The 19,756-nt window shown below is 68.4% G+C and carries 20 protein-coding genes and 1 tRNA gene; 11 read left to right on the forward strand and 10 right to left on the reverse strand.

What is annotated here, in order from left to right:
* Positions 1 to 810 (forward strand): SPOR domain-containing protein (locus BU124_RS13510; RefSeq protein ID WP_218775111.1); only part of this gene is annotated, 810 nt, incomplete at its 5' end.
* Positions 811 to 885: 75 nt separating this feature from the next.
* Here the strand turns inward: BU124_RS13510 and BU124_RS13515 are convergent.
* From BU124_RS13515 to BU124_RS13540, 6 genes are all read right to left on the reverse strand, one after another.
* A complete protein-coding gene (locus BU124_RS13515) occupies positions 886 to 3,078 on the reverse strand; it encodes a 3-hydroxyacyl-CoA dehydrogenase NAD-binding domain-containing protein (protein ID WP_084864104.1) in 2,193 nt (730 codons plus the stop codon).
* A gap of 10 nt (positions 3,079 to 3,088) precedes the next feature.
* Positions 3,089 to 4,300, reverse strand: coding sequence for an acetyl-CoA C-acetyltransferase (locus tag BU124_RS13520; protein WP_084864105.1), 1,212 nt, complete (start codon positions 4,298 to 4,300; stop codon positions 3,089 to 3,091).
* A 91-nt stretch (positions 4,301 to 4,391) separates the two neighbouring features.
* Entirely contained in the window at positions 4,392 to 4,604 is a 213-nt protein-coding gene (locus BU124_RS13525; RefSeq protein ID WP_084864106.1) for a hypothetical protein, read from the reverse strand.
* A 59-nt stretch (positions 4,605 to 4,663) separates the two neighbouring features.
* On the reverse strand, positions 4,664 to 6,442 hold the full coding sequence (locus BU124_RS13530; RefSeq protein ID WP_084864107.1) for an acyl-CoA dehydrogenase C-terminal domain-containing protein: 1,779 nt from the start codon (positions 6,440 to 6,442) through the stop codon (positions 4,664 to 4,666).
* A 29-nt stretch (positions 6,443 to 6,471) separates the two neighbouring features.
* Positions 6,472 to 6,870: a MerR family transcriptional regulator gene (locus BU124_RS13535; protein ID WP_084864108.1), complete on the reverse strand. Its 399-nt coding sequence runs from the start codon at positions 6,868 to 6,870 to the stop codon at positions 6,472 to 6,474.
* A gap of 261 nt (positions 6,871 to 7,131) precedes the next feature.
* Entirely contained in the window at positions 7,132 to 7,500 is a 369-nt protein-coding gene (locus tag BU124_RS13540) for a MerR family transcriptional regulator (protein WP_084864109.1), read from the reverse strand.
* A 113-nt stretch (positions 7,501 to 7,613) separates the two neighbouring features.
* Here BU124_RS13540 and BU124_RS13545 point away from each other — a divergent pair, with 113 nt between their 5' ends.
* Genes BU124_RS13545 through BU124_RS13555 form a run of 3 tightly spaced genes read left to right on the forward strand, consistent with a single transcriptional unit; the run spans position 7,614 to position 9,867 of the window.
* A complete protein-coding gene (locus tag BU124_RS13545) occupies positions 7,614 to 8,057 on the forward strand; it encodes a PaaI family thioesterase (protein WP_084864110.1) in 444 nt (147 codons plus the stop codon).
* A complete protein-coding gene (locus BU124_RS13550; RefSeq protein ID WP_084864111.1) occupies positions 8,054 to 8,551 on the forward strand; it encodes a PaaI family thioesterase in 498 nt (165 codons plus the stop codon). Before BU124_RS13545 ends, BU124_RS13550 begins: the two co-directional genes overlap by 4 nt.
* 5 nt (positions 8,552 to 8,556) lie before the next feature.
* Positions 8,557 to 9,867, forward strand: a complete 1,311-nt coding sequence (locus tag BU124_RS13555) for an MATE family efflux transporter (RefSeq protein ID WP_084864112.1) — start codon at positions 8,557 to 8,559, stop codon at positions 9,865 to 9,867.
* Positions 9,868 to 9,922: 55 nt separating this feature from the next.
* On the opposite strand, the gene BU124_RS13560 is transcribed toward BU124_RS13555, so the two are convergent.
* Positions 9,923 to 11,491 (reverse strand): bifunctional metallophosphatase/5'-nucleotidase, encoded by a 1,569-nt coding sequence (locus BU124_RS13560; RefSeq protein ID WP_084864113.1) that lies wholly within the window; start codon positions 11,489 to 11,491, stop codon positions 9,923 to 9,925.
* Between the two features lie 156 nt (positions 11,492 to 11,647).
* On the opposite strand from BU124_RS13560, the gene BU124_RS13565 reads away from it, so the two are divergent.
* From BU124_RS13565 to arsC, 3 genes are read left to right on the forward strand one after another with little or no spacing between them, the layout of a single operon-like run.
* The gene (locus BU124_RS13565; RefSeq protein ID WP_084864119.1) at positions 11,648 to 11,983 is read left to right on the forward strand and encodes a DUF952 domain-containing protein; all 336 of its coding nucleotides are present in this window, start codon (positions 11,648 to 11,650) and stop codon (positions 11,981 to 11,983) included.
* The gene (locus BU124_RS13570) at positions 11,980 to 13,023 is read left to right on the forward strand and encodes a quinone-dependent dihydroorotate dehydrogenase (protein WP_084864114.1); all 1,044 of its coding nucleotides are present in this window, start codon (positions 11,980 to 11,982) and stop codon (positions 13,021 to 13,023) included. The genes BU124_RS13565 and BU124_RS13570 overlap by 4 nt, the downstream gene beginning before the upstream one ends.
* Positions 13,020 to 13,370: an arsenate reductase (glutaredoxin) gene (gene arsC, locus BU124_RS13575; RefSeq protein ID WP_084864115.1), complete on the forward strand. Its 351-nt coding sequence runs from the start codon at positions 13,020 to 13,022 to the stop codon at positions 13,368 to 13,370. Before BU124_RS13570 ends, arsC begins: the two co-directional genes overlap by 4 nt.
* On the opposite strand, the gene putA is transcribed toward arsC, so the two are convergent.
* Positions 13,341 to 16,799, reverse strand: coding sequence for a bifunctional proline dehydrogenase/L-glutamate gamma-semialdehyde dehydrogenase PutA (putA, locus tag BU124_RS13580; protein ID WP_084864120.1), 3,459 nt, complete (start codon positions 16,797 to 16,799; stop codon positions 13,341 to 13,343). The genes arsC and putA overlap by 30 nt on opposite strands.
* 115 nt (positions 16,800 to 16,914) lie before the next feature.
* Between putA and BU124_RS13585 the strand changes: the two genes are divergently transcribed.
* Positions 16,915 to 17,397, forward strand: coding sequence for an Lrp/AsnC family transcriptional regulator (locus tag BU124_RS13585; RefSeq protein WP_084864116.1), 483 nt, complete (start codon positions 16,915 to 16,917; stop codon positions 17,395 to 17,397).
* Positions 17,398 to 17,433: 36 nt separating this feature from the next.
* Positions 17,434 to 17,970: a tetratricopeptide repeat protein gene (locus tag BU124_RS13590; protein WP_084864117.1), complete on the forward strand. Its 537-nt coding sequence runs from the start codon at positions 17,434 to 17,436 to the stop codon at positions 17,968 to 17,970.
* Positions 17,971 to 17,995: 25 nt separating this feature from the next.
* Here BU124_RS13590 and BU124_RS13595 read toward each other — a convergent pair whose 3' ends face one another.
* Entirely contained in the window at positions 17,996 to 18,256 is a 261-nt protein-coding gene (locus tag BU124_RS13595; RefSeq protein WP_084864118.1) for a hypothetical protein, read from the reverse strand.
* Positions 18,257 to 18,484: 228 nt separating this feature from the next.
* On the opposite strand from BU124_RS13595, the gene BU124_RS13600 reads away from it, so the two are divergent.
* Together BU124_RS13600 and BU124_RS13605 are read left to right on the forward strand one after the other, a co-directional pair.
* A tRNA-Leu gene (locus BU124_RS13600) sits at positions 18,485 to 18,569 on the forward strand.
* A 181-nt stretch (positions 18,570 to 18,750) separates the two neighbouring features.
* The gene (locus tag BU124_RS13605) at positions 18,751 to 19,059 is read left to right on the forward strand and encodes a DNA cytosine methyltransferase (protein WP_218775112.1); all 309 of its coding nucleotides are present in this window, start codon (positions 18,751 to 18,753) and stop codon (positions 19,057 to 19,059) included.
* Positions 19,060 to 19,225: 166 nt separating this feature from the next.
* Here BU124_RS13605 and BU124_RS13610 read toward each other — a convergent pair.
* Positions 19,226 to 19,756: IS3 family transposase (locus tag BU124_RS13610; protein ID WP_143530007.1), on the reverse strand; the 531-nt coding region annotated here is incomplete at its 5' end.

The raw sequence follows: 19,756 nt of genomic DNA on the forward strand, positions 1-19,756 counted from the left end.
GAGGCGGCCGCGGCCCCGCCGCGCCGCGCGGGCCCGCGGCGGATGACGATGGCCGAGCTGTGTGCCGAGCAGGCCCGAACCGACCGGCGCTTCGTGAACGCGCGCACCGGGCGGCCCATCTCCTGCACGCTGCCCGGTGTCACCTCTGACCCGGGCGCGGCGGCGCGGCCGCGCGGGCGGCAGATCGCGCTGTCTCGGCCGCAAGGGGGCTATGCCACCCCGCTCGACCGGGCGCCGGGTACGACCGCGGCGCGCCCCGGCCCAACAATGGGCCGCGCCGGCCCTGCCAGCTATTCCAACCCGCTGGACCAGGCCCCGGGCAGCACCGGCACCACGCAGCCCCAGGTCACCCGGGCCAATACGGGGTGGGGGTTCGGGGCGCCAGCGCCCTATTCCAACCCGCCGGGCGCTCGGCAGGATATCACCCCCGCCCCGCCCGAGGGCTACGAGACCGCCTGGAGCGACGGGCGCCTGAACCCCGACCGGGGCCTGCCCGACCGGGTGCGTTACGCTACCCGAAACGCGTCGTCCACGGCCAGCCCTTCGTCCGCGCCGGCACCGTCCGCCGGCGACGCGCCCGCGGACCATCGCTATGTCCAGGTGCGCACCTTCACCAGCCGCACCGCCGCGCAGCAGACGGCGCGCGGGCTGGCCGACCGCGGCCTGCCCATGAAGATCGGTGTCTATACCAGTGGGGGCACGGACTACCGGATGGTCTTGGCCGGGCCGTTCTCGTCACCCAGCGGGCTCCGGCACGCCTTGGCGACCGCGCGCGGCGCGGGCTACCCGGGCGCCACCACCCGCCGCTGAGCGGATCGCATGAAAAAGGCCCCGCATGCCGGTGCGGGGCCTTCTCCTGTCGCCTCACGGCCGCGATGCGCGTGGTCAGGCCGCCTTGCTGTCGTGGCCCGCGCCGAAGCGTCCGTAAAAGCTCTGCCCGGTCTCGGCCATCTCGCGCAGCAGGGCGGGGCAGGCGAACCGGTCGCCGAACCGTTCCGTCAACTGGTCGCAGCGTTCGGCGGCATAGGGCGCGCCCAGCATGTCCAGCCAGGCGAAGGGCCCGCCCGACCACGGCGCGAAGCCCCAGCCCAGGATCGCGCCCACGTCGCCCTCACGGATGTCCTCCAGAACGCCCTCTTCCAGCGCGCGCACCGCCTCCAGCACCTGCGCAAACAGCAGCCGGTGCTGCACATCGGTCAGGTCGGGCTGGTCCGCGGCGGGTGCGTATTTCTCGCCCAGCCCGGCCCAGAGGCCCTGCCGTTTGCCGGTGTCGTCATAGGCGTAGAACCCCGCGTTGGCCTTGCGGCCCAGGCGGCCCTCGCCCTCCATCCAGAACAGAACCTCGTCCACCTCGCCGTCGGGATAGGCCTCGCCCATGGCGGCCCGGGTCGCCTTGGCGATCTTGACGCCGAGGTCGATCGAGGTCTCGTCGGTCAGTTGCAGCGGACCCAGCGGCATGCCCGCCAGCTTGGCCGCGTTCTCGATCAGCGGCGGGGCCACACCCTCGCGCACCATGCGGATACCTTCGTTGATATAGGGAATGATGCAGCGGTTGGCGTAGAAGAACCGGGCGTCGTTGACCACGATCGGCGTCTTGCGGATCTGGCGCACGAAGTCCAGCGCCTTGGCCACCGCGCGGTCGCCGGTCTCGCGGCCCTTGATGATCTCGACCAGCGCCATCTTTTCCACCGGGCTGAAGAAATGGATGCCGATGAACTGGTCGGGCCGTTCCGAGGCTACGGCCAGCTCGGTGATCGGCAGGGTCGAGGTGTTGGAGGCGAAGATGCAGTCCGCGCCCACGACATCGAGCACCTTTTTCGTCACCTCGGCCTTTACGTCGATGTCCTCGAACACCGCCTCGATGATCAGGTCGCAGCCCTCCAGCGCGGCATGGTCATCCGTAGCGGTGATCAGGTCGAGCGCGGCCTGTTTCTTGTCCGCGGTGGCCTTGCCGCGCTTGATGCCCTTGTCCATGTAGTCGGCCGTGTGGGCCTTGCCCTTCTCGGCGGCCTCGGCGGACTGGTCGACCAGCACCACCTCGATCCCGGCCATGGCCGCGACCAGCGTGATGCCGGCCCCCATCATGCCCGCGCCCAGAACGCCCAGCTTTTGCACCCTCTGGTCGGGCACCTCGGGCCGGTTCGCGCCCTTTTCCAGCGCTTCCTTGTTGACGAAAAGGCTGCGGATCATGTTGGCCGAGGACGGGTTCATCAGCACATGGGTGAACCAGCGCGCCTCGATCTTGAGCGCGGTGTCGAAGGGCACCTGCGCGCCCTCGTAGACCGCGCTCAGCAGTGCCTTGGCCGCCGGATAGACGCCCTTGGTCCGGCCGTTGACCATGGCGCTGGCGCCCACGAAGGTCATGAAGCCCGCCGGGTGGTAGGGCGCGCCGCCGGGCATCTTGTAACCCTTTTCATCCCACGGCTTGACGATGGCGGGCTGCGACAGGACCCAGTCTTTCGCCGCGGCCACGGGATCGTCGACCACTTCGTCGATGACGCCCGCCGCCTTGGCCTTTTTCGGGTCGTTCAGCTTGCCCTCCAGCAGCAGCGGGCTGGCGGCCATGGCTCCCAGCTTGCGCACCAGCCGCGTGGTGCCGCCCGCACCGGGAAAGATGCCGACCTGGATTTCCGGCAGGCCGATCTTGGCCTTGGCGTTGTCGGCGGCAAAGATGCGGTGACAGGCCAGGGGAAGTTCCAGCCCGATCCCCAGCGCGGTGCCGGGCAGGGCGGCGGCGATGGGCTTGCCGCCCTTGTTGCGGTCATCCATGCCGGCGCGCTCGATCTTGCGCAGCATGTGATGCCCGGCCATGGTGAAATCGAACAGCGCCTTGGCGGGGTCGTCGCCGGCCTCGTCGCGGATCGTGGCCAGCGTGTTCAGGTCCATGCCGCCGGCGAAATCGCGCTTGCCGCTGGTTATGACGATGCCCTTCACGGCGTCATCGGCCAGGGCCGCGTCGATCAGGCCGTTCAATTCCTGCATCGAGTCGCGGGTCATGACGTTCATGGACCGGCCCGGCATGTCCCAGGTGATGATGGCGACGCCCTCGGCGTCGGTTGTCATGGTGAAATCGGTCATCTCTGCCCCCTTACACGCGTTCGATGATTGTGGCCGCACCCATTCCGGAGGCGACGCAGAGCGTGGCCAGGCCGACCTCCTTGTCGCGCCGCTCCAGCTCGTCGAGCAGGGTGCCGATGATGATCGCGCCGGTGGCCCCCAGCGGATGGCCCAGGGCGATGGCCCCGCCGTTAACGTTCAGCTTGTCGTGGTCCACGCCGAAGGCCTGCATGAAGCGCAGCACCACCGCCGAAAAGGCCTCGTTCACCTCGAACAGGTCGAAATCTGCCGGGGTCATGCCCGTCTCGGTCAGGATCTTGCCGGTCACCGGCACCGGGCCGGTCAGCATGATCGTGGGGTCGGTGCCGATCTTGGCGCTGGCCTTGATGCGGGCGCGCGGGGTCAGGCCCCATTTCTCGCCGAATGCCTTCGAGCCGATCAGAACGCCGGCCGCCCCGTCGACGATGCCCGAACTGTTACCGGCGTGGTGGATGTGGTTGATGCCCTCAAGGTGCGGGTATTTCATCAGCGCGACCTGGTCGAAGCCGGGCATGACCTCGCCCTGTTCCTTGAAAGAGGGCTTGAGCGCGCCCAGCGACTGCATGTCGGTGCCCGGGCGCATGTGCTCGTCACGGTCGAGGATCGGCAGGCCGTTCTGGTCCGTGACGGGGAGGATCGAACGGTCGAACCGGCCTGCGTCCCAGGCCGCCTTGGCCCGGTTCTGGCTTTCCACGGCAAAGGCATCGGCGTCGTCGCGGGAAAAGCCGTATTCGGTGGCGATGATGTCGGCGGCGATACCCTGGGGGACGAAGTAGCTGTCCATCGCCACGGTCGGATCCACGGCCACGGCGGCGCCGTCGCTGCTCATTGGCACGCGGCCCATCATTTCCACGCCACCCGCGATATAGCCTTCGCCCGCGCCGGCGCGCACTTGGTTGGCGGCCAGGTTAACGGCCTCCATCCCAGAGGCGCAGAAGCGGTTGATCGACAGGCCCGGGATCGACTGGTCGAGCTGCGAGCCCAGAACGGCCGTCCGCGCCAGGCAGCCGCCCTGTTCGCCGACCTGCGTGGCATTGCCCCAGATCACGTCCTCGACGGCGTGGCCTTCCAGGCCGTTGCGGTCTTTCAACGCGTCGAGCACCTGCGCGGACAGGCGCAGGCTCGTGACCTCGTGCAGGGCGCCGTCCTTGCGGCCCTTGCCGCGCGGGGTGCGTGCCGCGTCGTAGATATAGGCGTCGGTCATGGGTCCTCCTTCAGGCATCCGGTAATTTCCCGTGCAAGTGTCACATGGGCTTTCCCGCCGGGCCGCGCCAGATCGCGCCTGGTGCGCGGGCTCATCGCTTGCGCGCCTCCAGTTCGGAATTGAACATCCGCAGGCGGTGGCCGAAGGTGTCGGCGTCGATCACGCTGTCGAAGTTCTCGAACAGAAAGGACAGCGCCTCGCCCTCGTCCAGGCCCGCCTCGGCGGCGAAGCGGCGCAGACGGCGGTAGCCGTCCTCGGTCATCGAGACGGGAAAGCGGCGTGTCAGGCGAAAACGTTTGGGCATGCTGGCCTCCGGCTGGGGTGAGGGCACGGGCCGTTTGCGGCCCGTGCGTCACCGTTCCATCAGAACTGCGCCGGCTCAAGCGCCATGACGGTTGCGGCGCCGCTGTTGATCCGCGCGAGGTGCGTGGCCGTCGCCAGCAGCTGGCGCGCCATGTAGTAGCGCCCGGTGGCGATCTTGGTCTCGTAGAAATCCATGTCGCCCGCGCCGGCCTCGAGCGCCGCCATCGCCGCCTTGGCCTGGCGCGCCCACATCAGCCCCAGGCAGACATGGCCCATCAGGTGCATGAAGTCGTAGGAGCCCGCCAGCGCGTCGTTGGGGTTCTTGGTGCCCTGCTGCATGAAGTATGTCCCCGCTGCCTGCAGGTCCTTCGAGGCGGCCTTGAGCGGGTCAAGGAAGTCGGCCTTGAGCGCCGCGTCGTCCTCGTTCTCCTTGATGAAGGCCTTGACCATGTCGAAAAAGGCCATGATCGCCTTGCCCCCGTTCTGGGCCAGCTTGCGCCCCACCAGATCGAGCGCCTGGATGCCGTTGGTGCCCTCGTAAACCATGGTGATGCGAGCGTCGCGGACGAACTGTTCCAGCCCCCATTCGCGGGTAAAGCCCGACCCGCCCAACGTCTGCTGGGCCAGCACGCAGGTCTCGAAGCCCTTGTCCGTCAAAAAGCCCTTGATGACCGGAGTAAGCAGCGAGATCATCTGCTCGGACTCTTCGTCGCCCTTGCGATGGCTGGCGTCGATCATGGTGGCGCCCCAGTAGGTGAAGGCGCGCGCGCCTTCGACAAAGGCCTTCTGGTCCATCAGGTTCCGGCGCACGTCGGGGTGCACGATGATCGGGTCGGCCGGCCCGTCGGGGTTTTTCGTGCCGGTGGCGTCGCGGCCCTGCAGGCGGTCGCGGGCGAACCCCAGCGCGTTCTGGTAGGCGATCTCGGCCTGGGCATACCCCTGCAGCCCGACGCCCAGGCGGGCCTCGTTCATCATGGTGAACATGGCGCGCATGCCCTTGTGGGCCTCGCCCACGAGGTAGCCGGTCGCGCCGTCGTAGTTCATCACGCAGGTGGCGTTGCCGTGAATGCCCATCTTTTCTTCCAGCCCGCCGCAGGACAGGGCGTTGCGGTCGCCCAGGCTGCCGTCCGCGTTCACCAGGAACTTGGGCACGATGAACAGCGAGATGCCCTTGACCCCCTCGGGGCCGCCGGGGATCTTGGCCAGCACCAGGTGGATGATGTTCTCGGCCATGTCGTGCTCTCCCGAGGAGATCCAGATCTTCTGGCCGGAAATGCGGTAGGTGCCGTCGTCCTGCGGCTCGGCCTTGGTGCGGATCAGCCCGAGGTCGGTGCCGCACTGCGGCTCGGTCAGGTTCATGGTGCCGCCCCAGTCGCAGCTGACCAGCTTGGGCAGGTAGGTCCGCTTCTGCTCGTCCGAGCCGTGGGCGTGGATCGCGTTGTAGGCGCCGTGGGTCAGGCCCTGGTACATGTTGAAGGCCATGTTGGTGGACACGAAGGCCTCCTGCGCGGCGGTGTGCATGATGTAGGGCAGGCCTTGGCCGCCATAGTCCGGGTCGCAGTCCATGGCCGTCCAGCCGCCCTGTTTCATGACGTCGAAGGCGGCGTTGAAGCCCTCGGGCGTGCGCACAACGCCGTTTTCCAGGGTGCAGCCCTGGCGGTCGCCGACGGTGTTCAGCGGCAGCAGCACCTCGGTGGCGACCTTGCCGGCCTCTTCCAGCACGGCGCCGGTGAACTCGCGGTCCAGCTCGTCGAAGCCGGGGATATCCTGGTCGCTGACGGCCAGCACGTCGTGCAGCAGGAATTGCATGTCCTGGGTGGGGGCGGTGTAGATGGGCATGTCTGGTCTCTCTCCCTTGGGTCTTGCTGTCAGCCGGCGGCGCTGTTCCGCCGCAGCTCGGCCAGGCGCCGGGCGCCCCAGGCCATCTGGTCCTTGAGTTCCGCGATGGCCTCGTTCAGCTCGTCGCGCTGGGCTTCCATTTCGGCCAGGTGCGTTTCGGCCAGTGCGTAGGACTTGCGCAGCTGGGTCTCCTGGCTGTCGTCCATGTGGTAAAGGTCCAGCAACTGGCGGATTTCCTCCAGGCTGAAGCCGAAGCGCTTGCCGCGCAGGATCAACTTGAGCCGCGCGCGGTCCCGCTTGCCGAACAACCGCCGCTGCCCCTCGCGCCGGGGGTGCAGCAGCTCCTTGGCCTCGTAGAACCGCAGGGTTCTCGGGGTCACGTCAAAGGCCTCGCACATCTCGCGGATGGTCATGGTCCGGTCCGTCATCGTTTCTGGCGTCCTCGTCTACGGCGTCTTGCCCGCGATTTGAGGCGTCGCCGCCGATCCTACAAGGAAAGATGACGTGAACGTAAACGTAACGCCGCGTCACGTTTTCGATGACGGCGGGTCAGCCCGCCTGACGTCGGGCGGCGCGGTGGGCGGCCTTAAGCATGTCGCGCAAAAGTGGGAACCGGTTTTGCGCTCCCCGGACATGCGGAGTCAGATAGTCAGAGTGTGCCGCGTGACTGCGAATGAACGCGATACACTCTAGTCCAGCGACCCGGCGGTCTCGTCCCGCAGCGCCTTGAGTTCGCGCATCATCTCGTCGAGCTGGTCGCGTTGGCGGGCCAGGTCGGCCAGCTGCCGGTCGGCCAGGTCGACGAAGGCGCGCATCTGCGCCTCGGTGCCCTCGTGTTCGTAGATCAGCAGCCACTGGCGGATTTCCTCGAGGCTGAAGCCCCAGCGCCGGCCCCGCAGGATCAGGGTCATCCGCGCGATGTCGCGCGCGCCGTAGATGCGCGACCGGCCCTCGCGTTCGGGGGCCAGCAATTCGATATACTCGTAGTAACGCAGGGTCCGTGGCGTCACCTCGAAGCGGTCGCACATGGCCTTGAAGCCGAGCCGGGTATCGGTCATGGAATCCTCCGTAGCCCAGAGCCTAGACCTCTGGTGGCCACGGGGCAATCTCGCCCGGGGGCTTGCCCCGGCCCGCGAGGCGGGCGACGATCGGGCCAGCGAAAGGACAGCCGATGCACGAGGAGACCGACGACGCGCGCCGCGCCAAACTGGCGCGTCAGTTCATCGAGGCGATCCCCCATGCCCGGGCCATGGGGATGCAACTGGGTGAGATCGGTGAAGGCAAGGCGATGCTGACCATGCCCTACGACGCCCGGCTGATCGGCGACCCGGAAACCGGGGTGATTCACGGCGGGGCGGTTTCGGCGTTGCTGGACACCTGCGGCGGGGCGGCGGTGATGATCCACCCGGTCGCCCCGGCCTCGACGGCGACGCTGGACCTGCGCATCGACTACATGCGCCCGGCCACGCCGGGCCAGGCGATCACCGCGCGCGCCGAGTGCTATCACGTCACCCGCTCGGTCGCCTTCATGCGGGCGGTGGCGCTGGACGACGACGCCGACCGGCCCGTGGCCAGCGCCGCCGGGGCCTTTGCCATCGAGAGGGCCGCCTCATGAAACGCCCCGATCCCGTGCAAGTGGTCAAGCAGCGCCGCGACGCCGCGCTCGAGGCGCTGGTCGCCGCGGTGCCCTACATCGGCTTCCTCGGCATCCGGTTCGACCGGCGCGGCGACGAGCTGACGGCCGTGCTGCCCTACCGCGACGACCTGATCGGCAATCCCATGCTGCCCGCGCTGCACGGCGGGGTGACGGCGGCCTTTCTGGAAACCACGGCCATCGTGGAACTGGCCTGGTCCACCCGCTGGGACGAGATCGAGCAGGGCGGCGCCGACATTCAACTGGAGGACCGGACGCCGCGCCTGCCCAAGACCATCGACCTGACGGTGGACTACCTGCGCTCGGGCCTGCCGCGCGATGCCTATGCCCGCGCCCGCGTGGTGCGGTCGGGGCGGCGCTACGCCAGTGTCCAGGTCGAGGGCTGGCAGGACAACCGCGACCGCATGTTCGCCCAGGCCACCGGGCATTTCCTGATGCCCACCCGCGAAGGCTGATCGCCATGGAAGAGGCTCTGACGCACCGCCGGGTGCTGAATATTGCCGTGCCCATCGTGCTGTCGAATGCCACCGTGCCGATCCTCGGCGCTGTGGACACCGGCGTGGTGGGCCAGATGGGGGCGGCAGCACCCATCGGCGCGGTGGGCATCGGGGCGACAATCCTGACGGCGATCTACTGGATCTTCGGGTTCCTGCGCATGGGGACGACCGGCTTCGCGGCGCAGGCGCTGGGCCGCGGTGATACGGCCGAGGGCGCGGCGATCCTGACGCGCGGGCTGGCCATCGCCGCGCTGGGCGGTCTGGCCATCATCGCGCTGCACTGGCTGATCCTGCCGCTGGCGCTGATGCTGTCGCCGGCCAGCGCCGAGGTCGAGGGGCTGGCCCGCGGCTACATGGCGATCCGCGTTTGGTCGGCCCCGGCGCTGATCGCGATCTACGCCATCACCGGCTGGCTGATCGCGGCCGAACGCACCCGCGCGGTGCTGGTGCTGCAGGTGGTGATGAACGGGCTCAACATCGGGCTCGACCTGCTGTTCGTTTTGCAACTGGGCTGGGGGGTCGACGGCGTGGCGATCGCGACCTTCATCGCGGAATGGTCCGGCCTGGCGCTGGGGCTGTGGTTCTGCCGGGGCGCTTTCGCGACACCGGCCTGGCGCGACCGGGCGCGCGTCCTCGACCCCGCCCGCCTGCGCCACTTCGCGCAGGTCAACACGGATATCCTGATCCGGTCGCTGCTGTTGCAGGGCATCTTCGTGTCCTTCCTGCTGCTGGGGGCGCGGTTCGGCGACGTCCCGCTGGCGGCCAACCAGATCCTGTTGCAGTTCATGACGATCACCGCCTTCGCTTTGGACGGCTTTGCCTTCGCCGCCGAAACGCTGGTGGGCCAGGCCATGGGCGCGCGTCGCCGCGCGGCCCTGCGGCGCGCGGCATCGCTGTGCTCGGTCTGGGCGTTGGTGTCGGGCACGCTGCTGGCCGGAGCTTTCGCAACATTGGGTGGCACGATCATCGACGTGATGACCACCGCCGATCCGGTGCGCGAGGTCGCGCGCGTCTACCTGCCCTACATGGTGCTGGCCCCGGTGCTGGGGGTGGCGCCCTTCATGCTCGACGGCATTTTCATCGGCGCGACCCGCACGCGCGACATGCGCAACATGATGGCCCTGTCGGCGGGGATCTACGCGCTGGCCGCGCTGGTGCTGATCCCGGCCTTCGGCAATCACGGGCTCTGGATGGCGATGCTGACCAGCTTCGTCGCCCGTGCCGTGACCCTCGGTCTGCGGTATCGCGGGCTCGAGGCCGCGGCAGAGGCGTAAAAAAAACCCCCGCCGCGGGTGCGACGGGGGCCGGGTTGATGCGACGGGCTGCGCGTCACTCGCTGATGACGGTGATGCGGCCGTCGGTGTAGGGCTCGTAGGGGCTGTTCTCGGCCAGGAACTCGGCCGTGACATCGGCCAGGTCGGGGCCGTAGTCATAGGCGTTCTCGGCGCCCACGAACATGGAATAGCCGTCGCCGCCGTTGCGGACGTAGTTGTTGGACACCACGCCGTAGGTCGCGCCCGGGTCGATCGCCTCGCCATCGACCATGACCTCGGAAATGCGGCTACCCGGCTCGGCGGTCAGGTCCACGGTAAACGACATGCCCGCGACCTGCGGGAAGCGGCCCGCGCCCTCGTCGACCTGGCCGACACCGTTCTCGAGCGCCGCCACGATGGTCTCGCCGGTGACCTCGAAGGTCGAGAGCGTGTTCTGGAACGGCAGCACGGTCAGGACGTCGCCCATGGTGACCTCGCCCGCCTCGATGCTGGCGCGCAGCCCGCCGCCGTTCTGGATGGCGACCTGGATCCCCTGATCTTCGACGCGGTCGAGCATGGCGTCGGCCACGAGGTTGCCCATGGGGCATTCCATGCTGCGGCAGACCTCGCGCGACCCGATGATCGGCTTTGCGGTCTCGGCGACGACCTGGGTCTTCATCTCCTCGATGGGGGCGCCCATCTCGGCGATGCGCGCCGACATCTCGGGGTCCGGCGTGACCGAGGCGTCCAGCAGGATCGGGTCGCCCGTGGCCTCGATGACATTGCCGGCATCGTCGAAGGTGAGGCTCAATTCGCCCAGGTACTTGGTATAGGCGTAGGCCTGCGCCACCGGCGTGCCCTCGATCATCGCGGGATAGGCCGGGGTGTCGGCGTCGTCGTTGGTCATAAGGGTGTGGCTGTGGCCGCCGATGATGACGTCGATCTGCGGCACCGCGGCGGCGATGCGGCGGTCCAGCGGCAGGCCGACGTGGTTGAGCGCGATGATGATATCCACGCCCTCGTCGGTCAGGGCCTGGGCATCGGCCGCCAGGCTGTCGATCTCGTCCTGGAAGGTCACGTTCGGGCCGGGGCTGGAGGTCTCGTCGGTGTCCGAGGCCAGCGCCGAGATCACGCCGATCTGCTGGCCGCCCACCTCAAGCACGACGTGGTTCTGCACACGATCCTTGAGCAGGTCGGACGACGACAGGTCGAGGTTGCCCGAGATCACCGGGAAGCTGACCATGTCGATGAACTCGGCCAGTTTCGGCGGGCCGTCGTCGAATTCGTGGTTGCCCACGGCCATGACGTCATAGCCGATGTCCTCCATGAATTCGGCCTCGGCCGCGCCCTTGTAGGTCGTGTAGAACAGCGAGCCCTGGAACGGGTCGCCGGCATCCAGCAGCACGAGGTTCTCGTCGGACAGTTCTTCGCGCTTCTGGTCGACCATGGTGGCGACGCGGGCGATGCCGCCGAAGCATTCGCCGGCGTCCTCGTCCTCGGCGCTGCAGGTCGAATCGAAGCGGCTGATCGATTCGATGCGGCTGTGCATGTCGTTGGTGTGCAGGATCGTCAGTGAATACTCGGCCGCCGCCATGGAGCCGGTCAGCGCCAGCGCGGCAGTCGTGGAAAGAAGGCGGAAGGTCATGTCTCTACCCCTCAGGTGTTGGAACGCGAACAGCTTGCGCGCAAGCCATGCGGGAGTCAAAGCCCCCGTCAGTATGGTGACCTAGCCGGGCCGCGTGACGCCTGCATGACAGGCAGCTTGCTTGACGGGGCGGCCGTCGCGGGCCAAACCCGGCGCATGCTGATCTACAAGATACTGACCGCTGCCGAATGGGCGGCGCTGGAGGCGACCGGGCGCTTCGACGGGGCTGCCATCGACCTGGCTGATGGCTATATCCACGCCTCGACGGCCGAACAGGCGCAGGAGACGGCCGAGAAACACTTCGCCGGGCAGACCGGGCTGATGCTGGCCGCGCTGGAGGCCGATACCTACGGTGACGACCTGCGCTGGGAGGTCTCGCGTGGGGGGGCCGAGTTCCCGCATATCTACAACCGCCCGCTGCTGCGGTCCGAGGTGGTCTGGGCCAGTCCGATCCCGGTGGTAGACGGCGTCCCGCAGGTGCCGGTGCCGTGAGCGTGCTGGAACGGGCCGGGCTGCGCGCCCTGCGCGCGCTGGACCCAGAAACCGGGCACGACATGGCGCTGCGGGCACTGACGCTGGGCCTCGGGCCGCGGGGCGGGCCGGTGACCTCGCCGCGGTTGCGCACGCGGCTGGCCGGGCTGGAGCTGCCGAACCCTGTCGGGCTGGCCGCCGGGTTCGACAAGAACGCGGTCGCGCTAAACGCGCTGGCCCGGACCGGGTTCGGCTTTGTCGAGGTCGGGGCGGCAACCCCGCGCCCGCAGCCGGGCAATGCCAAACCGCGCCTGTTCCGGCTGGCCGAGGACGGGGCGGCGATCAACCGGTTTGGGTTCAACAACGACGGGATGGCGGCGATCGCGGCGCGCCTGGCCCGCCGCCCGGCGGGGGCGATCGTTGGCCTCAACCTCGGGGCCAACAAGGACAGCGCCGACCGGGCGGCGGATTTCGCCACCGTCCTAGGCCACTGCGGCCCGCATGTCGATTTCGCCACCGTCAATGTCTCCAGCCCAAACACCGAGAATCTGCGCGACCTGCAGGGCAGGGCGGCGCTGTCGGCGCTGCTGGCGGGGGTGATGGCGGCCAACGACGCGGACGTGCCCGTCTTCCTGAAGATCGCGCCGGACCTGTCCGGGGATGATCTGGCGCAGGTCGCCGAGGTGGCGCAGACCGCGGGGGTGGCGGCGATCATCGCCACCAACACGACCCTGGCGCGCGACGGGCTGAAATCGGCGCACCGCCACGAGGCGGGCGGTCTGTCCGGCCAGCCGCTGTTCGCGGCCTCCACGCGGGTGCTGGCGCGGCTGTCGGGGCTGACGGACGTGCCGCTGGTCGGGGTCGGCGGGGTCGGGTCGGCCGAACAGGCCTACGACAAGATCCGCGCCGGGGCCTCGGCGGTGCAGCTCTACACCGGGCTGGTCTATGGCGGCCTCTCGCTGGCCGGCGAGATCGCGCAGGGGCTGCATGGCCTGCTGGCGCGCGACGGCTTTGCACGTGTCGCCGACGCCGTGGGCACCGCGAAGGGGCACTGGACATGATCTTGTGGCACAATCCGCGCTGCGCGAAATCGCGACAGGCGCTGGTGCTGTTGCGGGACAATGGGGTGGAGCCGACCCTGCGGCTCTATCTGAAGGACCCGCCGACCGAGGCCGAGATCGAAGAGGTTCGCGATGCGCTCGCCGTGCCGCCGATGGCCATGATGCGGCGCGGTGAGGCGCTGTTCAATGACCTGGGCCTTGCCGATGCAGATGACGCCGCGCTGGTCGCGGCGATGGCGGCCAATCCGATCCTGATGGAGCGGCCGATCGCCATTTCCGCGACAGGCGCCAGGATCGGGCGCCCGCCGGAGCAGGTGCTAGTCCTGCTGGGCGACGGCGGCGAGTAGCGCCGCGTTGCCGCCCGCCGCGGTGGTGTCGATGCAGACGTGGCGTTCGTGCAGGACATGGGCGGCGTCGGGGCGCGCCGTGACCAGCGGAACGATGGCACCGTCGCGCGCGGCAAGCGCGGCCTCGCAGGCGCGGCCCGTGTCCGTGTCCCCCCACCAAAGCACCGCCTGAACGGACAGGTCCGTCAACGCTGTGGGCGGGACCGCGCCATCGGCCTGCACCGGCTGGCCGCCCAGCGCGCGGACGGCCTCGGCCTGCGCCGCCGCCGTCTCCGCCCCGGGGCCGAGGCACAGGACCGGCCCGCGCGGCGCTTCCGAAAGGCGGTTGGACTCGCCGGTGGGGCCGGGTAGGTCCGCGGGCGTTCCCGGCGGGGCCGGGGCAGTGTCGGCAAGGGCCGTGTGCAGGGCGGCGAGGTCGGCGTCACCCGCCCATGCGCCCGCTTCCCCCGCCGGCGTGGGCGACAGGAAGCGGGGCAGGTAGTGCGGCCCGCCGGCCTTGGGGCCGGTGCCCGACAGCCCCTCGCCGCCGAAGGGCTGGCTGCCCACCACGGCGCCGATCTGGTTGCGGTTGACGTAGACGTTGCCCACGCGCATGGCTTCGACGATCTCCTGCACGCGGTCGTCGATGCGCGTGTGCAGGCCGAAGGTCAGCCCGTAGCCGGTGGCGTTGACCTGCGCCAGCACCTGCGGCAGGTCCTCTGCGTCGAAGCCCGCCACATGCAGGACGGGGCCGAAGACCTCGCGCTCCAGCTCGGCGATACTGTCGATCTCGATCAGGGTGGGGGCGACGAAGGTGCCGCCCTCGGGTGCGGCGAGGTCGTGCAGCACGCGGCCCTCGGCGCGGGCTTTTTCGACGTGATCGACAATCGCCCGGCGCGCCTCGGCGTCGATCACTGGGCCTACGTCGGTGGACAGGTGCCAGGGATCGCCCAGGCGCAATTCGTCCATCGCGCCGCGCAGCATGGTCAGGACCTTGTCCTTCACGTCGTTCTGCACGTAAAGACAGCGCAGGGCGGAACACCGCTGGCCCGCCGACTGGAAGGCGCTTTGCAGGATGTCGCGGATCGCGTGCTCGGGCAGGGCGGTGCTGTCCACCACCATGGCGTTCAAGCCGCCGGTCTCGGCGATCAGCGGCGTGCCGGGGGCGGCGGTCTCGGCCAGGGCGCGGCGGATTGTCTGCGCGGTCTCGATCGAGCCGGTGAAGGCCACGCCGTCGATGCGGGCCTGCCGCGTCAGCGCCGCGCCCACGTCGCCCGCCCCGGGCAGCAGCTGCAGCGCGCTTTCGGGCACCCCGGCCGCCTGCATCAGTTGCGCCGCGCGATGGGCGACAAGACAGGTCTGTTCGGCCGGCTTGGCCAGCACCGCGTTGCCGGCCGCCAGCGCCGCCGCGATCTGGCCGGTGAAGATGGCCAGGGGAAAGTTCCAGGGGCTGATGCAGACCCAGCGCCCGCGCGGGGCCGGCGCCTCGGCGCGCTCGATCTGCATGGCGTAGTAGTGCAGGAAATCCACCGCCTCGCGCACTTCGCCCACGGCATCGGCGAGGGTCTTGCCCGCCTCGCGGTGCAGCAGGGCGAAGAGATCTTCTGCATTCTCTTCGTAGGCGGCGGCGACGCGGCGCAGGGTTTCCGCCCGGGTCGCGGGGCCTTCATCCCAGGGCATGGCGGCCGCCATCGCCTTGTCCACCGCCGCGGGCGTGGCGTCGATGACCGTGCCGACCGTATCGCCCGGCACGGCGGGGTTGGTGACACTGCGGGCCTCGGTGTCTGCGTTGGCTTGCCAGGATGACGCCAGCAGCGGCGCGGCCTGCCACCGGGTTTCGCGATGCGGATCGCGGCCCGCGTCGATCTGCGCCAGCGTCGGGCGATGGGTCAGGTCCCATCCCCTGGAGTTGGCCCGGTCGGGGGCAAAGAGCGTCCGGCCGGTGGCGAGCGGATAGCGGGTGTCCAGGTCGTCGAAGGGATCGGCGGCGACCTCTTCGGCGGGCACGTCTTCGTCGACGATCTGGTTGACGAAGCTGGAGTTCGCGCCGTTTTCCAGCAGGCGCCGGACGAGGTAAGCCAGCAGGTCCTCGTGCGCGCCGACGGGAGCGTAGATGCGGCATCGGGTGCCGTGATCGGCCATGACGATCTTGTGCAATTCCTCGCCCATGCCGTGCAGGCGCTGGAACTCGAAGGCGTCCTTGGCCACGCCCATCTGACTGGCCATGTGCAGCACGGCATGGACCGTGTGGGCGTTGTGGGTGGCAAACTGCGGATAGATCACATCCGTCATGCCCAGCATCTTGCGCGCGTTGGCTATGTAGCTGACATCCGTCGCCGATTTCGAGGTGAAGACCGGAAAGCCCTCCAGCCCCATGACCTGGGCGCGCTTGATCTCGGCGTCCCAGTAGGCGCCCTTGACCAGGCGCACCATGAACCGCTGCCCGGTGCGGTGGGCCAGGTCGTGCAGCCAGTCCAGTACCGGGCCCGCGCGCTGGCCGTAGGCCTGCACGACCACGCCGAAACCGTCCCAGCCCTTGAGCGCGGGGTCGCTGGCCACCGCCTCGATCACGTCGAGCGAGAGCGACAGCCGGTCGGCCTCCTCGGCGTCGATGTTGAAGCCCTGCCCGGCGGATTTCGCCAGCAGGGCGAGCGACCGCAGGCGCGGCACCAGTTCCGCCATCACGCGGTCGCGCTGGGCCTCTTCGTAGCGGGCGTGCAGCGCCGACAGCTTGACCGAGATTCCCGGGTTGCGGGTGACGTCTTGGGATGTGCAGGCGGCGGCGATGGCGCTGATGGCGCGGGAATAGGACAGGTGGTAGTGGCGCGCGTCGGCATCGGTGCGCGCGGCCTCGCCCAGCATGTCGTAGGAATAGGTGAAACCCAGCTTCTCCATCCCGGCGGCGCGTTTCATGCCGGCCCGTATATCCTCGCCCAGCACGAACTGCCGGCCCATTTCGCGCATGGCGCGGCCCACGGCAGAGCGGATCACCGGCTCGCCCAGCCGCTTGATCGCGCCGCGCAGGTGGCCGGCGGGGCCGGGCGCGCGATCGGAGAGCACCTTGCCCGTCAGCATCAGCCCCCAGGTCGAGGCATTGACCAGCGACGAGGCCGAATGCCCCAGGTGCTTGCCCCAGTCGCTGGGGGCGATCTTGTCCTCGATCAGGGCGTCGATGGTTTCGGCGTCGGGCACGCGCAGCAGCGCCTCGGCCAGGCACATCAGCGCGATGCCTTCCTCGGTCGACAGGCCGTATTCGGCCAGGAAGACCTCCATCAGCCCGGGCGAGGCCGCGCCGCGGATGCGCCGCACCAGGTCGGCCGCGCTTTCGGTTATGGCGCGCCGGGCGGCGGGGTCGAGGTCGGCCCGGTCCGAAAGGTCGCGCAGCAGGGTGGTCTCGTCAGCCAGATACTGCGCGTCGATCGCCCGGCGCAGGGTCATCGGCGTGGTCATTTCGGTCATGGCGGGTCCCCGAATGTTATCAGCCCATGATACACCGTTGCGCCAAGTCGGTTTGGCCTCTATCCTTTGCTTGCGCAGTCACCTGACCTGAAATCGAGGCGCCAAAATGACCGAACGACCTTCATCGCTGGACGCCTTCGACCGCAAGATTCTCGATGTCATCGCGGTAGACGGCCGCATCAGCGTGACCGAACTGGCCCGCCGCATCGGCCTGTCCAAGTCGCCCACGCAAGCGCGTCTCAAGCGGTTGGAGGAAACCGGTGTCGTGCGCGGCTACCGGGCGCTGTTCGACCCGATCCGCCTGGGACGGGACCACGTCGCCTTTGTCGAGGTCAAGCTGTCCGACACCCGCGAGGCGGCGCTCGCGGCCTTCAACGACGCGGTCACACGGGTGCCCGAGATCGAGCAGTGCCACCTGATCGCGGGGGCCTTCGACTACCTGTTGAAGGTGCGCACCGCCTCGATGGGGGCCTACCGGATGGTGCTGGCCGACAGCATCTCGACGCTGCCGCATGTGGCGAACACCTCGACCTACGTTGCCATGCAGGCGGTCACGGAAGAGGGCGTGACCGCGGTCGCGCAGGCGTGACTTGACCTGGCGTCAGGGTGCGCCACCCTCTGATTAATGAAATTTTTGCTGCCCCTTGCCTTGATCGCCGGGCCGGCCCTGGCCGAATGCCCCGCCCCGCCGGACCATTCCGCCGAGATCGACGCCGCCCTGTCGCAGTTGCAGGACAGCCGCAACGAACTGGAGGCCCGCGACCACAACGCCGCCCTGTGGGAGCTCTGGCTCGATGCGCCCGACGCCCGCGCCCAGGAGATGCTGGATGCGGGCATGGCCCGGCGCGAGAGCTACGATCTGCTCGGCTCGATCGACGTGCTGTCACGGCTGGTCGACTACTGTCCCAATTATGCCGAGGGCTACAACCAGCGCGCCTTTTCCTATTTCCTGGCGCGGGAATACGAGCGCGCGGTGGCCGACCTGCAGCGCGCCCTCGACCTGACCCCCCGCCACATCGGGGCGCTTTCGGGCATGGCGCTGGCCCTGATCGAACTGGACCGCCCGACCGAGGCGATTCCGTGGCTGCGCCGCGCGGTCGAGCTGCACCCCTTTTTGGCCGAACGCCACCTGCTGGACCGCCTGCCTGGCGAGGATATATGACAGGGCCGCGCGCCGGAGGCCCGGGTCAGCCCGACAGCAGCAGCCGCCAGACCAGGTAGTTCGGCGCGAAACCGGCGAAGGCGACGCAGCCGACCTGCGCCCAGGCCACCACGCGCCCCATGGCGCCCTTGCCCTGGCTGGCGGGATACAGCGTGTAGACGCCCGCCATAATGGCATGACCCGAGGCCGTCCGCTTGCGCTGCGCGGCTTCCCGCTGCGCCATCGCGCGCTCGTAGACCTGTGCCTGGCGCTCCCTCTCGGCGATCTGCCGGTCCTGCATCGTCATCGGTGGTCCCTCGTCTTCAATTTGCCGTGGTCGTCGTGCGAGACTCACGATATGGCGCTAGTGCAGGTGCGAGTCCAATACTGCGTTGCGAAAACCCTGGGCCCGCGTGGTGGAATGGTAGACACAGGGGACTTAAATTCCGGCGTCTCGTCCGGGAAGCGCATTGTTTTCAGCGCCTTAGGGCGATAGGGAAGTGTCTGGACCCGGAATAGGCCCCGGACGCGCCGTGCGGGCGTGGTGGAACGGTAGACACAAGCGACTTAAAATCGCTAGAGCGTAGCTCGTGCGGGTTCGACTCCCGCCGCCCGCACCAGCCACTTTCGGTGCTTCCCGGCACAATGTGTGGGGCGAGCAGATCGAGAATCCACCTGATATAGCTGGACTTCTGCGGTTCTCTGCGTCTATCTTGAGGTAAATCACCGGGGTGCCAACGTGGGAAATGTTCCCTTAATGTTCGCGGGGTAGCTTCTCAACTGACAACAAGGAGCCGTCACATGGAGCGCAGGGAGGTCTGGTCTTTCTTCACCGGGGCGATGGGGTTGGACCTCGGATTAGAGGCCGCAGGTCTCCACCCGACCCTCGCCAATGAACTGGACAAGCGCTTTTGTGAGACGATCAGAACCAACCGGCCGGGCCTCGACCTGATTGAGGGAGACGTCACAAAGCTGACGGCCGACTCCTTACGGAAACGGCGTGATTTCGATCACGAGGTTTACCTGATCGTGGGAGGTCCACCCTGCCAGTCCTTCTCCTTTGGCGGCAAGCGTGCCGCGCTCAGTGACCCGAGAGGAAATCTCATTTAAGAATTCTTTCGGATCGTGTCCGAGGTGACGCCGCGTTACTTCGTGCGCGAAAATGTGGCCAACCTAACTACCGCCGCCTTGAAGCACCGGCCTATCTCGGAGCGCCCAGGGACGCACTGGAGCCTGAAGAAGTACGACTGATCCTGCCCAAAAAAAGTGGACGGGGTCAGGCCGCCATGCGTTCCATGTCGGCCGGTGATCTGTAGCCTATCGCGGAATGCAGGCGGCGTGAATTGTAGAATCCCTCGATGTAGGCGAAGAGATCCCGGCGCGCTTCGTCCCGTGTGGTGTAAACGCGGTGATGGACGCGCTCGACCTTGAGCGTGTGGAAGAAGCTCTCCATGGGCGCGTTGTCGAGGCAATTGCCCTTCCGGCTCATGGAAGGCGTTATCTTCGCTGCGGCAAGGGCTTGGCGATACTCGTCGGCCGCGTATTGAATGCCGCGATCCGAATGCTGGATCAGCCCCGGCGCCGGGCGCTGGCGTCTGATGGCCATGTCGAGGGCTTCGAGGGCGATCGAGGCATGCAGGGTCTCGCGCATGCTCCAGCCCACGACCTTGCGGGTGTGCATGTCGATCAGCGCCGCAAGAAAGAGCCAGCCTTCGCCGGTCCGGATGTAGGTCAGGTCCGCGAGCCATACCTGGTTCGGCGCGGTCGCGGTGAAGTTCCGTCGCAGCCTGTTTGGGGCGATCGGGGG

This window comes from Salibaculum halophilum (genome assembly GCF_002094885.1).
In the GTDB taxonomy this organism is placed as follows: Bacteria; Pseudomonadota; Alphaproteobacteria; order Rhodobacterales; family Rhodobacteraceae; genus Salibaculum; species Salibaculum halophilum.

Excerpts from the sequence above, each read along its gene's own strand:
- BU124_RS13535 (WP_084864108.1), bottom strand. The coding sequence starts at position 6,870 with ATGACGGACCGGACCATGACCATCCGCGAGATGTGCGAGGCCTTTGAC.
- BU124_RS13590 (WP_084864117.1), top strand. The coding sequence starts at position 17,434 with ATGAAATTTTTGCTGCCCCTTGCCTTGATCGCCGGGCCGGCCCTGGCC.
- BU124_RS13555 (WP_084864112.1), top strand. The coding sequence starts at position 8,557 with ATGGAAGAGGCTCTGACGCACCGCCGGGTGCTGAATATTGCCGTGCCC.
- BU124_RS13540 (WP_084864109.1), bottom strand. The coding sequence starts at position 7,500 with ATGACCGATACCCGGCTCGGCTTCAAGGCCATGTGCGACCGCTTCGAG.
- putA (WP_084864120.1), bottom strand. The coding sequence starts at position 16,799 with ATGACCACGCCGATGACCCTGCGCCGGGCGATCGACGCGCAGTATCTG.
- BU124_RS13550 (WP_084864111.1), top strand. The coding sequence starts at position 8,054 with ATGAAACGCCCCGATCCCGTGCAAGTGGTCAAGCAGCGCCGCGACGCC.
- BU124_RS13545 (WP_084864110.1), top strand. The coding sequence starts at position 7,614 with ATGCACGAGGAGACCGACGACGCGCGCCGCGCCAAACTGGCGCGTCAG.
- BU124_RS13525 (WP_084864106.1), bottom strand. The coding sequence starts at position 4,604 with ATGCCCAAACGTTTTCGCCTGACACGCCGCTTTCCCGTCTCGATGACC.
- BU124_RS13565 (WP_084864119.1), top strand. The coding sequence starts at position 11,648 with ATGCTGATCTACAAGATACTGACCGCTGCCGAATGGGCGGCGCTGGAG.
- BU124_RS13530 (WP_084864107.1), bottom strand. The coding sequence starts at position 6,442 with ATGCCCATCTACACCGCCCCCACCCAGGACATGCAATTCCTGCTGCAC.
- BU124_RS13560 (WP_084864113.1), bottom strand. The coding sequence starts at position 11,491 with ATGACCTTCCGCCTTCTTTCCACGACTGCCGCGCTGGCGCTGACCGGC.
- BU124_RS13520 (WP_084864105.1), bottom strand. The coding sequence starts at position 4,300 with ATGACCGACGCCTATATCTACGACGCGGCACGCACCCCGCGCGGCAAG.
- BU124_RS13595 (WP_084864118.1), bottom strand. The coding sequence starts at position 18,256 with ATGACGATGCAGGACCGGCAGATCGCCGAGAGGGAGCGCCAGGCACAG.
- BU124_RS13585 (WP_084864116.1), top strand. The coding sequence starts at position 16,915 with ATGACCGAACGACCTTCATCGCTGGACGCCTTCGACCGCAAGATTCTC.
- arsC (WP_084864115.1), top strand. The coding sequence starts at position 13,020 with ATGATCTTGTGGCACAATCCGCGCTGCGCGAAATCGCGACAGGCGCTG.
- BU124_RS13515 (WP_084864104.1), bottom strand. The coding sequence starts at position 3,078 with ATGACCGATTTCACCATGACAACCGACGCCGAGGGCGTCGCCATCATC.
- BU124_RS13605 (WP_218775112.1), top strand. The coding sequence starts at position 18,751 with ATGGAGCGCAGGGAGGTCTGGTCTTTCTTCACCGGGGCGATGGGGTTG.